Genomic DNA, 13869 nt, shown 5'->3' with positions numbered 1-13869 from the left:
CTGTTCAGATATTCTAACATATTACCTGCGGTGTGAGTATCTATCTGTGAAAAAAGTCTCTTTCCATTTCATTCCGGTCAAAAGGTAAAAAAATCATATGAAAAGATAGCTAATTTTGGATGTATTTTTTCCAGAATGAACTTGGTAGCATTATACAAAACGATGAAAGGGGTTACAATTTTGCGGACAAAGAAAATTACTCGTACCAAAAAAGCATCTGTAGTTCTTTTAAGTTTTGCAACCGCTTTTTCGATGGCAGTACCGGCATCACTGGCTTCGGCCGAACAGATTTCTGAAGTCAATTACCTTCCTCCGGGAGGGGAACACTGGAACAAGCTCCGGGATATCGAAATCAAGGATAACGGCTGGGGTTTCGGCACAACAGTGACTGAGGAAGTGTATCAGGAGAAGCAGGCCCGCAAAATAACCACCAGCGGCTGGTGGGCGGATCAACTGGTTGTCAATGGCTGGCAGTCTTTTGATTTCAGTGCCTATGAAGGCGGAACGCTGGAATTTGACGTACTCGGTGCACAGGGCGGAGAGAATTTTCAAATCGGATTCCGCGACGTTGTTCATGAAAGACCCGACGGTAACGGCGGCTTTTTCACAGACAAAGATGTTCCGGAAGAAACCAATATTGATGCACAAGTTAATGTTGGCGCTTACACGGAAGTAACGACCGAGTGGCAGCATGTATCGATTCCACTAAAGGATATTTTCGCCAGTGACCCGCTGTTTGATGAAAGTAAAATACAATTACTGAAAATTTCCGGTAACGATACGCCTATCACGTTCTGGATCAGCAACATCAAAGTCACCTCGCCGGATACGGAAAGAAGCTACGCTCCGGTCAAAGTCAATCAGGTCGGATATCTGAACTACGGCGAGAAATATGCCCATGTGAGCGGTTATTACAACGAGCTGTCCGCTGTTGCCGGCACTCCTTTCCAGGTTAAGCGTACTTCGGATGGCAGTATCGCTTATTCCGGCACGCTCTCGCTTGTGGCCGCTTATGATGAGCTGTCCGGCGAAAAGGTGCTGAAGGCCGACTTCTCCGCACTGAACGAAAACGGTGAATATTATATTACTGTTGACGGAGTAGATGAGCCTTCCGTGCCGTTTGAAATCGGAGCGGATGTCTATGACAGCCTGCTGACAGACGTTCAAAGGTTCTTCTATTATCAGAGAGCCAACGACGATCTGCTCCCTGAGCACGCCGGAGAATTTGCCCGTACAGGGCTTCATAAAATTGACGCCGATCTCCCTTTCCAGTCTGATCCCGCGCGGACGAAGGATGTTTCCGGCGGCTGGTGGGATGCCGGAGATACCGGTAAATATGTAACCGCTGCGGCAACGGCCGTATCGGATTTGCTCTGGGCTTATGAGACTTTCCCGCAAGAGTTCTCCGACGGTCAGCTGAATATTCCGGAGAGCGGCAACGGCATTCCCGATCTGATCGACGAAATCAAGGTTGAAACCGATTTCTTCCTGAAGATGCAGGACGAGGCGACTGGCGGATTCTACGCCTACGTCATCCGCGAGCCTCAGCCTAAACGCTTCATCATGGACGGCACGGGAGAGACAAGCGTGATTCCGACTTCACAAACCGCTACCACGGTCGGTGCACTGGCACATGCCTATAATGTATTCAAAGATGTGCCTGGACTGGCGGATTATGCGGATACCCTGCTTGCTTCTGCAGTCAGAGGCTGGGACTATCTGGCGGCACATCCTGAATTCATCGCCCAGCCGGACGGCCCTTACAATGACAACGAGGATCTGAATGACCGTTTCTATGCGGCGGCAGCCTTGTACAGAGCTACAGGCGGGGCACAGTATAATGATTTTGTAACAGCGAATTACGAGTCCTTTGAATCCAAATTCGAAACGGCTGATTTCTCCCACGGGATCGGAAGTATGGAGCTGATCGCCTTCTATCACTATCTGAGCAGCGCTGCTCCGAGTGAAGAGGTTAAGGCATGGTTTGTGCCTAAATATAAGGAATGGCAAAACAAAGTCATTGAAACAGCCACTGAGGGGGCGGTATGGCGCAACTCTACTGACAAAGGATTCTACTGGGGCGCCAATTCCAACGTGGCGAGTGTACCGGTCAGTCTCGATATCGGCAGCCGTATTATCGGCGAATATGACGAACGCAGCATCCAGGTGGCAAGCGGCAACCTGAACTACCTGCTCGGCATTAACCCGATGCAGCTGAGCTTTATTACGGGACATGGCGAAAACCGCGTGCGCATTACCCACCATGAGATTTACATGCGAGACTTTATTACAGAGATGCCTAACGGTTATATGCCTGGAGGCCCGAACAATAACGGCAAGTTCAACTTCTCTGCCAAAGCCTACAACCAGGCTACCGTAGACTGGGAGAGCAATGAGCAGGCGCTGAATTACAATTCGCCGCTGACTTATTTGACGGCTTTGCTGTCCAATGTGCAGCATCAAACCTTCTCCGAAAGCATTCAGCTGTCAGGCAGCACTGATGGAAAGCTGTCGGTTGGCCAGACGGACAAGGTAACTGCAGTGGTTAAACCGGATAACGCATCCTTCAAAAAACTCCAGGTTGCTTCTGCTGACGAAAGCATTGCTACCGTCAGCAATGTCACTTACTCTGCGGAAACCGGAAGGACTGAATTCGATGTAACGGCGGTAAAAGCAGGCCAGACCGAGATCAGCGTACAGTCCATTGATGGCAGAATTGCAGCGAAGTATCCGGTTGAAGTGCGTGACGGCGGAGATACGCCGGATCCTGGAACAGACCCTGGCACGAATCCGGGAACTAATCCTGGTACAAATCCCGGAACGCAGCCCGGTTCTTCGCTGCCAGGTTCCGGGACAGGCACTGCCGGAGTCATTTCCGGTTCCAATGCGGCTGCAGTAACAGTTCCTCTGACGCAGGAAGCTCTAAATGCGGCTGCCAGCAAGGTGTCGGACGGTAAAATCACCATTCCGGTCGATGTACCGGCCGGCCGCCAAAACGTTGCTGTAGAGCTGTCCGGGGACTGGATCCGGACTTTGGATGCCGCAGCTGTCCAGTCCGTGTCGCTGGAGGTGCTTGGCACCACGGTTGAACTGGATCAGTCGCTGCTGAAGGAGCTGTTCGGCAAAGGCGCGCAGAAGCTGTCTGTCGGTGTGGCCGTTACTACCGCTGAAGGGCTGTCCGCCGGAATCCGTGCCGTGCTGGGAAGCACTCCTGTCTATGATCTGAATCTGACAGTAGACAACGCTGCTGTAAGATGGTCAGGACTGCCGGTGACGGTGAAGCTCCCGTACAAGCTGCAAGCCGGCGAACAAGCCAGCCAGGTTGTAGCCTACAATGTGGACAACGGACTGGAAATTGCCATGAACGGCTTGTATGATGCACAGGCAGGACAGCTGGTGTTCCAGCCGGAGCATTTCAGCAAATATGCTGTGGTTCATGCAAGCGTGAACTTCATTGATATTCAAGCTCTGCCGGCGGCAAAAGGTGACGCCATCCGTGCCATTGCCGCCCGGGGTGTTGTTGTCGGCAAAGGTGCCGGACAATATGATCCGGACGGGAAATTAACCAGAGCCGAATTTACACAAATGCTGGTGAAATTCCTGGATCTTGCCGATCCTGATGCAGTAAGCAGATTTACTGACGTCAAGAAAGGCTCCTGGTATTACAGCGCCGTGGCGTCAGCCGAGAAGCTCGGCATTGTACAGGGCCGGAACAGTGTCACCTTCGGCACCCATGATCTTCTGACCCGCCAGGATATGGCCGTTCTTCTTCACCGTGCCATCACCGCCAGCGGCTATACACTGCAGCAAAATGCAGCAGCTGTCTCCTCCTTCGCGGACCAGGATGACATCGCCGCCTATGCACAGCAGCCTGTGGAAGCACTGAAGCAGGCGGGAATCCTGGACACAGCCGTGAACGGAAGCTACGGGCCGAAGACACAGGCAGACCGCGCCGAGGCTGCAGTCCTGCTCTACAACTTCCTGCTGGCGAGCCAGAAGTAATGTAAAGAAACTATCCTATCTTTTGTCGGCATCCGCTGACTGGACGCTCTAGATTAAGCGTCCGGCAGCGGATGCTTTTTTACTCCATAAGAGCGAATTCTGCTGCACGAAGTACATTAGAAAGAGATTTTTCTCCGATGATGAAGCAAACTGTTGTACAAAGTGCGATCATTGGGTTAGCCGCGTTATGTTTGCTAAGTTTGTTAGTTACAGGCGGGTGTTCAGAGCATCCTAAGTGGAAATTCTCCATCTAATCCCCCCAAATATACTTCTTTCACTACACTAATGGGAAAAACTCCACTTAAATAGGCTGGATCTGGCTCCAAAGGCCATTATCCGCCCGAATAACTGGAGCATTTCCAACTAAAGCTCATAAATGGCGAGAATGTATAAGATTAGCTGGAGGAAATCCAACTAAGGTGACAGAAACATTGCCAAATCAGCACTTACAGCACCATTCAAACGCTGCAACAGCTCCCAATCAGCACAAAAAGAGCGAACAGCCAATTGCCTGCTCGCTCTTTAAATATACTAATAATTGCTTACCCGATAAATACTCAAATAACTACTTAATGATTACATACTCCAGATTTACCAGTTTTGCGTAAGCTACAATCTGGTCTGTCGTCAGGTTCAAGGAAACTACGGTATGGTGGCCTCCGCCGTTCTCAATCCAGGCCTTAACCCCATCCTGGAAGTTAGGCTTCACTTTCCACAATACGCGGGCTACCGGCAGATTAGGAGCGGCTACCTCCGGTTCGAAGGCTTCCACTTCATTGATCAGCAGCTTGTAGTGGGTGCCGAAGTCGGCCATCGATACAACCACACCTTCTCCTGCTTTGCCGTCGAATACGAGACGGGCCGGATCTTCGCGGTCGCCAATGCCGAGCGGGGATACTAGAACCTTTGGTTTATTGCCTGCCAGACTCGGATCTACCTCAAGCATATGCGACTGGAGAATAGCTTCCTGGCCGGCAGCCATCTCGTAGGTGTAATCTTCCATAAATCCGGTGTTCTGGTTGTGGCTCATTACTTTCAGCAGGCGGTCGAGTGCTGCAGTCTTCCAGTCCCCTTCGCCGGCAAAGCCGTAGCCTTGTGCCATCAGACGCTGTACCGCAAGACCCGGAAGCTGCTTCATGCCGTGCAGATCTTCGAAGTTGGAAGTGAAGGCATTGTAGCCACCGTTATCCAGGAAACGTTTCAGGGCAATTTCATAGCTGGCCTGTACTTTGACGCTGGCTTCCCAATCTTCCTTGCTGTAATTACCGTAATCGAAGTCATAAAGCTCGGCGTATTCCGCAAACAGCGCATCAATCTCTTCTGCTGTAACTGCATTCACAACTTCCACAAGGTCGCCGATACCGAAGTAATCAACGGTCCAGCCGAATTGAATTTGGGCTTCGACCTTATCGCCTTCTGTAACGCCGACGTTCCGCATGTTATCGCCAAAGCGGGCAACTTTGATATTGAAGCTTTCGTTATAAGCAACCGCTACGTCCATCCACTCAGCAATTTGCTTCTGTACTTCAGGGCGCTCCCAGTAGCCGACAACGACTTTATTTTGCTTTTTGAGACGGGCATTGATGAAACCATATTCACGGTCGCCATGGGCAGCCTGATTCAGGTTCATGAAGTCCATGTCAATCGTTGCCCAAGGAATGCTCTCATTGTATTGGGTCGCCAGATGCAGCAGAGGCTTCTGCAGCAGCTTGGTGCCGCGGATCCACATTTTGGCCGGGGAGAAGGTATGCATCCAGGTGATTACGCCGGCGACCTCATCACGGTAGTTGACTTCTTTCATAATCGAAGTGATTTTGTCCGCACTGACAGCCAAATCCTGCAATACTAGCGGATAAGGCAGCACGCCGCTTTTGTTGAGGGCATCGGTCATTTCCTGGGCATGGGCTTTAACTTCCCCCAGCGCCTCTTCCCCGTAAAGATGCTGCGAACCTACGACGAACCAGAATTCCTTGGCAATTGCTGTTGACATGATGTTCATCCTCTTTTCTTTGGTTTGGTAAGTTGTATAGACTTGAATTCAGATAATACCCTCCTGGCGAAAAACGCAATTGCGTGGAATGTTTGGACTTCCGGCCGCTGTTATGTTTGGATTTCCTGATTCTATTCGCTGATTGCGGTAGAAATCCAACCAGCATATGCTTTCGAAGCGAGCTTTCCTGCGGAAAGCTTTCAGCCGGACGCTACCGCTCCTACAGTTCCAAACTTCCCCTCCATTGCTTTCGTCTCTGTGTACTCAGTATTCAAGTCATACAACCAAATTATTTTTGCCCGTAATATGCATCTTTCCCGTGCTTGCGCAGATAGTGCTTATCCAGAATCCGCTGCGGCAGCTCTTCGGCAAAATGATTCAGCTCGCGCGCGAACAGATTCATCTTGGAGACTTCCTCCAGCACAACGGCGTTCATAACTGCGGAATGGGCATCTTTTCCCCAAGTAAACGGCGCATGACCTTTTAGCAGAACACCGGGTACGGCCATCACATCCAGCCCGCGCTGTTCAAAAGTCTCAATAATCACCCGTCCCGTCTCCGCCTCATAGCCGCGGTCAATCTCTCCCTGGGTCAGGAACCGGGCACACGGTACAGAACCATAGAACGTATCAGCATGCGTAGTCCCCATAACAGGCACATCAAGTCCGGCCTGCGCCCAAATGGTCGCCCAGGTCGAGTGCGTATGCACGATGCCGCCGATTTGCGTGTAATGCTTATACAGCACCGCGTGAGTCGGTGTATCCGAGGAAGGTCTGAGCTCGCCCTCTACCACATTGCCGTCAAAATCGACTACGACCATGTCGCCCGGCTTCATTTTGTCATAGCTGACTCCGCTCGGTTTGATGACGAACAGGCCGCTCTCGCGGTCCACCGCGCTGACATTGCCCCAGGTATATTTCACAAGCCCATGCTTCGGCAGGTCCAGATTGGCCTCATAGACCTCTTCTTTCAGTCTTTCTAACATGCTATTCCCTCCAGTTCTCTACCAGATGATCTACTGCAGCCTGCTCGATGGCCAGCCCCTTCATATACCGTTCCATGAACAGCCCGAAGCCTTGAACATCGGAAGCATCCGGTTTGATCTCTTGTCCTTCAGCATTCTTGAACACCTTGTTCGCAAGGTAGTCATCCAGTTGCTCCTGCTCCTCTTTGTCTGTCAGGTAGGCAGCCAGAAGCGCCATCCCCCATGCCCCGCCTTCTCCGGCAGTCGACATTACAGAAACCGGCACGTTAAGGGCAGCGGCAACCATTTTTTGGCCGACAACCGGAGTCTTGAACAGACCGCCGTGAGCCAGGATGCTGTCGATATTCACATTTTCTTTTTGCGTCAAAATATCCATGCCCACTCTTAATGCTGCAAAAGCGGTAAACAGATGGGTCCGCATAAAGTTAGCCAGATTGAACCGGCTCTCCGGCGAACGGACGAACAGCGGCCGCCCCTTCTCGATTCCGGTAATATTTTCGCCCGAAAAATATCCGTAACTGAGCAATCCTCCGCCATCAGGGTCAGCTTCCAGTGCTTTGTTGAACATGACACTGAACAATTGGCCGGCATCCGCCTTCTGTCCCATGGCTTCATAGAACTCACGGAACAAGCTCAGCCAGGCGTTAATGTCGCTTGAGCAGTTGTTGGCATGGACCATTCCGACCGGGCTGCCGTCAGGCGTAGTCACCATATCGATTTCCGGGTAGACGGTGGAGAGGTCTTTTTCCAGAACGATCATGGCAAATACCGAGGTACCCACAGAAATGTTCCCCGTCCGTTTACGCACACTGTTGGTGGCAACCATCCCGGTTCCGGCGTCTCCTTCAGGAGGACACAGCGGAATGCCTGCCTGCAAATCTCCCGACGGGTCGAGAATCGCGGCGCCTGCTGCGGTCAATGCCCCGGCATGTTCGCCTGCGTTGCAGACCTTCGGCAGAATATCGTTCAGCTTCCAGGGATAACCTTTGGCTGCAACGAGTTCATCAAACTGCTGTATCATCGAAGCATTGTAATCCTGCGCGGCTTCATCAATCGGGAACATGCCCGAAGCGTCTCCGATTCCCAGCGCCTTGCTGCCGGTCAGCAGCCAGTGGATATATCCGGCAAGGGTCGTAACATAATCAACCTGAGGCACATGCTGCTCTTCGTTAAGAATGGCCTGATACAGATGGGCGATGCTCCAGCGTTCGGGGATATTAAATTGAAATAAGTCCGTCAAGGCTTTGGCCGCAGCACCGGTTGTAGCATTGCGCCAGGTCCGGAAAGGAACCAGCAGCTCTCCCGCACTGTCAAACGCCATATATCCGTGCATCATTGCTGAAAATCCGATAGATCCGACCGTCTGCAGCTTCACTCCGTATTTCTGTTCAACTTCCAGCTTAAGCTCACTGTAGGCCGTCTGCAGACCCGTGATAATATCCGTCAGGTTGTACGTCCAGTATCCGTCTGCCAGCAGATTCTCCCATTCATAGCTTCCGGATGCAATAGTTTCGAAACGGCGGTCGATCAGCACCGCTTTGATACGTGTGGATCCAAATTCGATCCCAAGTGCAGTTTCTCCCTTGGTAATCGCCTGCTTGATGTTCTGATCCATGCTCACGTTACTCCCCTCTGTGGCAACTGTTTTCACATAAAATTATATAAGAAGGCGCTTTCCCTTATTAACAGCCCTAGTATATTTTTTGTTCGTACATTTGTCAATACAAATACATAAATGTATTTACAAGCATAGGGTAAAGAAAATTTGCACCTCCCTTGTAATCTGCGGAGCGATGGATAATAATAGGGTTCATACTCATATGGAATTTGTACATACAACTTTTGTTTTTCAGCAGGTTAGTATCAGGACAACTACGAAAGAAGTGAATATAGATGAAACCCAAATACCAGGTTATCCTCGAGGATCTCAAAAGCGGCATTCTGTCGGGGGCTTACAGCGTGGGCGAACAAATCCCTACGGAATTGGCACTGCAGGACAAATATAAGGTTAGCCGGCAGACCGTCCGCAAAGCGATTTTGGAGCTGTCCAACGAGGGCTTTCTCCGAAGCGAAAAAGGCTCAGGCACCTACGTAAGCAACCAATACCGCGCCAAAGCGGGCGGGAACAGCAACAACCGGACGATCGGCGTGATCACAACGTACATCTCAGATTACATTTTCCCCTCCATTATCCGCGGGATCGAAAGCCGGCTGAATGAGGACAATTATTCCTTATTACTCGCCAGTACCAACAATGATGTGGCCCAGGAAAAGAAGGCTCTGGAGATGATGCTCTCCTACGGCGTGGACGGTCTGATTGTGGAGCCGACCAAAAGCAACCTCTACAACGCCAACATTGCTTATTACCTGTCGTTCAAGGAGCAGGATGTTCCTTTTACAATGATCAATGCTTATTATGAAGAGCTGGAGGTCCCCTTCTTCTGTCTCGATGATGTCCAGTCCAGCTATCTGGCGACCCGGGAGTTAATTTCTAAAGGTCATACCGAAATCGGAATTATCGCCAAAATGGATGATCTGCAGGGCAAATACCGCATGAAGGGCTACATCAAAGCACTGGGGGAAGCCAAACTGCGGTTCCATCCGGAGCAGGTGCTGTCTTTTGATACCGAGACGAAGCAGGACCTGTCCATCAGCCTGAAAAAATATCTGACCGACAACCGGGACACGCTCACCGCCATTGTCTGCTATAACGATGAAGTCGGGCTTGAAGCCGTAAATGTGTGCAGACAGCTGGAGCTCTCCGTACCGGACGATCTGTCCATTATCGGACAGGACAACTCCTATATCGCCAAAAATGCGAACATCAAGCTGACCACACTAACCCACCCACAGGAGCAAATGGGCCGCGACGCCGCAGACTGGATTATCAAGAAGCTGCAGGGGAAAAAGGATCTGAAGGATACCACCTACTACCAGCCTGTTCTGGTTGAAGGGGAGACGGTCCGGGAGTTGGAGTAAAAGGGCTAATTTTCGTTAAGTCGGGACTAATCTGCAGATAATATGCGGAGTTTTATGTAACCTGTGGGCCACTGTTGGGTGATCCAAATCTAGCGAAAATGTAATGGACTGAGGGAGGCGTTATTGCTGCTGAAAGCAACCTGTTTGGCCGCTAACGGACGCTATTGTCCCACTTATGCTGATGGCACACGTAACCTCCTGTTCGGTCATGACAAGCTCCCCAACCTAACGGACCGAGGTTCCGTTATTGGTGCGGAATAATGTGTTTTGACGTGCTAACGGACCCAGGAGGCGTTATTTGTGGTCATTTGGCCGATTTAGCCACCGATGTAAGGTAATAACGGAACTACGGTCCGTTAGCCTGGCAAAAGGCGCTGTATGGCGCATTTAGCGGAACTACGGTCCGTTAGCAAACCACCGGCCATATGGTTAATAGCGTGTAGCGGTCGGGCATGGTACTCTTTACATATACGCTGCCGATCCTGATGACATACGTAACATGCTACTCGATTATATTCAAGCTCCCCACCCTAACGGACCGAGGTTCCGTTATTTGCACGGAATAGTGTGTTTTGGCGTGCTAACGGACCCAGGAGGCGTTATTTGCGGTCATTTGGCCGATTTAGCCACCGATGTAAGTTAATAACGGAACTACGGTCCGTTAGCCTGGCAAAAGGCGCTGTATGGCGCATTTAGCGGAACTACGGTCCGTTAGAACCTAACGGCACTATTGTATCGTACTGCCCCGAATGACATCTGTTTCATGATGCCCGGTCATGACAAGCTTCCCACCCTAACGGACCGAGGTTCCGTTATTTGCACGGAATAGTGTGCTTTGGCGCGCTAACGGACCCAGGTGGCGTTATTTGATGTCATTTGGCCGATTTAGCCACCGATGTAAGGTAATAACGGAACTACGGTCCGTTAGCATGGCAAAAGGCGCTGTATGGCGCATTTAGCGGAACTACGGTCCGTTAGAGCTTTGTTGAGCTTGGCAGAAAGTGTGCCGGCAATAGAAACAAGCATCGGCCAAGCGTCAGCCGGATCAAGAGTGAATTTTCCGGCGGATGAAATCCACAATAGTACAGAAACCAAAAGCCGTACGGATAATCATCCGTACGGCTTTTACAATTACTCTGTTACTTCCAGAGCTCTTCAGCAATTTCCTTAATATAAGCCAGCTTGTTCCACTGCTGCTCTTCGGTCAGGTGGTTGCCCTCTTCAGTGGATGCAAAGCCGCATTGCGGGCTCAGGCAGATCCGGTCCAGATCGACGTATTGCTTCGCTTCTTCGATCCGCTTCAGAATATCTTCCTTGTTCTCCAGCTCACCGAACTTGGAGGAGAACAGGCCAAGCACCACCTGCTGATTGTCCTTCAGGAAACGGAGCGGCTTAAAATCGCCGGCCCGTTCGGTATCGAACTCCAGGTAGTAGCCGGAGTAGTTATCAATGCCGAGAAGTGTCTGCACAACAGGCTCATAGCCTCCGCCTACACCGGCATAAGTCGATACATAGTTGCCGCGGCATACATGTGTCGTTACCACGAGATCCTCCGGCAGGCCGGAGACAACCTCAGCGTTCAATTTTGCCAGCTCGTTCGCATAGTCGGCTACGTTCACACCAACCTGCTCCATAATGGCAATGAACTGTTCGTCACAAAGTGCGCCCCATGTGCAATCATCGAACTGGATGCTGCGGCAGCCTGCTTCATACAGATCAAGAACAGCAGCCTTGTATGCCTTGGCAACATCCGCCAGCAGCTCATCCCGGTTTGGATAGATCGCGTTTGTGCTTTCTTTATTTTCGGACCGGTCGAGCTCGAACAGCAGCTGTGCAGCCGCAGGAACGGATTGACGGGCAACCACGTCATCGCCGGCAATTCCTTTCAGGAAAGTATAGTGCGCAACAAAAGGATGACCGCTGTAGCTTACTTTGCCGCTCAGACGGGCCGTTTCCGGTCTTGACTGCGCACCGTTGAACTGGTAGCCCTGATCGATAATTGTCTGCTCAATACCGTCAAAACCCCAGAAGAAGTCCAGATGCCACCAGGAACGGCGGAATTCACCGTCAGTTACCGCTTGAAGGCCTACTTCTTTTTGTTTTTGCACAAGCTTAATGATCTCAGCGTTCTCAGCTTCCTTCAGCTGCTCCGCAGAAAGCTCACCGTTCTTGAATTTCAGTCTGGCATCCTTAAGCGCCTGCGGGCGAAGAAAGCTGCCGACAATATCGTAGCGGAATGGGGTAACGGTCCGTTGCTTGGGTTCTGTGTGAGTGCTCATAGGTAGGTGTTCTCCTCGTGTCATATATTTAAAAATAATATAACATACAGGGCCTGTTATCACGTTCTACCAATGAGATATAGCGGGTTATAGATATTAGTTATAGCCAAAGCAGGAAGATAGCCTCCCAGATTTCAGGCAGGCTATCCTATCTTCATGATTTTATGATTTCATAGATGCTCACATACTGTTCAGCCGTAACAAAAATAAACCCGGCTTTTTCAAGCACCCGGCGTGAGGGCCAGTTGTCATGCTCCGCTTTCCCTACAATTTTGAGTTCAGCCCCAATCTTGCGCAATTCTGTAAAACCCCATTTGACCGCAGCTTTCGCTGCCTCAGTCCCGTATCCTTTACCTTGATAAGCTTCTCCGATTTGATACCCGATTTCTATATCCTTCAGTTCATCCGCCGGTCCATGAAATTTGGTTAATCCCACATTTCCAATCAAATCCCCTGTCTCTTTAAGGACAACAGCCAAGTCATAGCCTGCACAGGAATGCAGCAGATCCACCTTTTTTGACCAGTTTGCTATATTATTTTCAAATTCTTTTGCCCAAAAATCTGTCAGTAAACAGTCGGGCTCCTGAAAATAAAACCATCGCCTGCGTGATTCTTCATTGCACATGTCTACATACGTTTGCAGATCTTCCATCTGAAAGGGGCGGTACAGCAGGCGTTCACTTTTGAAATAGTATTGATCTGAAATCATAAAGACCATCCTCTCATTTGCGCATTACCAGCTGCCAAAGCTCCATTTCAGGATGAACCGGAACTTCCATACGCTCATCTGCATAAATCTCTGCTGCCAGCATATCTGAAATGGTATATTCCGATTCCGGCAGCCATTTGTTGTATAGATGGTCATACGCCCCCTCCAATGCTGAGTTGGTGAGTGTCTCCCGGTCATTCGCCCGGAAGGCAACCCGCGCATACCTTCCGGCCGGAAGAGTGAAGCTGCGCAGGCCTTCAGGAATTTCATTCAGGCTGGTAACCAGCATTCCCATCAGGTAGGTGCCCTCGCTCATTTCCTTTTCGCATTCACATACCATTCCAAAATACTTGGCAGGCACTGCTTGATAGGGAATTCTTTCGGGCTCATCGTTGCCGAAAAAACGGCTGATCACCTGCCCGATGATTCGCTGCTTCTCCTCGTACCGGTTGTAGGGTACGCGAGCAGCACAGCCGACAACGTAGAGCGGGTTGCTGATTTCAAAAGTGTCCACGGTATATTCTGTCAAAATTCCTGCCGGTTTAAAAAGATTATTTCCGCTGCAGATTCTTTTTTGGAGCGCCAGAAGCTCCTGCTCGATGACGGACAGGAGGTATCCTTCCGATCGAATCACTGCCAGACGTGCTTGAACGGGACCGTTCCACAACTCAGGCTGTACGTCCAGAAGCATACGGATTTCCTCAAGCGAAAAGCGGAGTCTCCGGAGGTACTGAATCTGCTCCATGCGTTCACGCTGTACTTCTTCATAGAAGGCATAACCATTATCAGGGTCAATACCCGCCGGCTCCAAAAGTCCGATGTCCTTGTAGTATCTTAGTGTTTTTTTGGATACTTGATGCAATCCGGCAAACTGTCCGATTGTGTACCCCACTGTTCTCACCTCTAAATGCATCTTAATGCGTTC

8 protein-coding genes are annotated in these 13869 nt (G+C 50.5%); 2 read left to right on the top strand and 6 right to left on the bottom strand.

Translation table 11 applies throughout. The features are described 5' to 3' along the window. Positions 1-252: 252 nt before the first annotated feature. Entirely contained in the window at positions 253-4002 is a 3750-nt protein-coding gene (locus tag C2I18_RS18340; RefSeq protein ID WP_249897189.1) for a glycoside hydrolase family 9 protein, read from the top strand. A 565-nt stretch (positions 4003-4567) separates the two neighbouring features. Here C2I18_RS18340 and araA read toward each other — a convergent pair. The 3 genes from araA to C2I18_RS18325 all read right to left on the bottom strand — a co-directional run bounded on the left by araA (position 4568) and on the right by C2I18_RS18325 (position 8592). Further along, positions 4568-5992 carry an L-arabinose isomerase gene (gene araA, locus C2I18_RS18335; RefSeq protein ID WP_249897188.1) on the bottom strand — a complete coding sequence of 475 codons (1425 nt, stop codon included), beginning with the start codon at positions 5990-5992 and terminating at the stop codon, positions 4568-4570. A gap of 289 nt (positions 5993-6281) precedes the next feature. Then, positions 6282-6977 (bottom strand): L-ribulose-5-phosphate 4-epimerase, encoded by a 696-nt coding sequence (locus C2I18_RS18330; RefSeq protein WP_249897187.1) that lies wholly within the window; start codon positions 6975-6977, stop codon positions 6282-6284. 1 nt (position 6978) lies between these two features. Continuing rightward, positions 6979-8592: a xylulokinase gene (locus tag C2I18_RS18325; protein ID WP_249897186.1), complete on the bottom strand. Its 1614-nt coding sequence runs from the start codon at positions 8590-8592 to the stop codon at positions 6979-6981. Between the two features lie 278 nt (positions 8593-8870). On the opposite strand from C2I18_RS18325, the gene C2I18_RS18320 reads away from it, so the two are divergent. Next, a complete protein-coding gene (locus C2I18_RS18320; protein ID WP_249897185.1) occupies positions 8871-9956 on the top strand; it encodes a GntR family transcriptional regulator in 1086 nt (361 codons plus the stop codon). 1139 nt (positions 9957-11095) lie between these two features. Here the strand turns inward: C2I18_RS18320 and C2I18_RS18315 are convergent. The 3 genes from C2I18_RS18315 to C2I18_RS18305 form a co-directional block, all read right to left on the bottom strand. Next, the gene (locus C2I18_RS18315) at positions 11096-12235 is read right to left on the bottom strand and encodes a 5-methyltetrahydropteroyltriglutamate--homocysteine S-methyltransferase (protein WP_249897184.1); all 1140 of its coding nucleotides are present in this window, start codon (positions 12233-12235) and stop codon (positions 11096-11098) included. A 154-nt stretch (positions 12236-12389) separates the two neighbouring features. Next, positions 12390-12944, bottom strand: a complete 555-nt coding sequence (locus tag C2I18_RS18310; protein ID WP_249897183.1) for a GNAT family N-acetyltransferase — start codon at positions 12942-12944, stop codon at positions 12390-12392. Between the two features lie 13 nt (positions 12945-12957). Next, positions 12958-13836, bottom strand: coding sequence for an effector binding domain-containing protein (locus C2I18_RS18305; protein WP_249897182.1), 879 nt, complete (start codon positions 13834-13836; stop codon positions 12958-12960). Positions 13837-13869: the final 33 nt, after the last annotated feature.

It is taken from the genome of Paenibacillus sp. PK3_47 (assembly GCF_023520895.1).
Taxonomy (GTDB): domain Bacteria; phylum Bacillota; class Bacilli; order Paenibacillales; family Paenibacillaceae; genus Paenibacillus_AQ.
The sequence above is the reverse complement of the archived record's forward strand: the minus strand, read 5'-3'. Positions and strand labels throughout refer to the sequence as shown.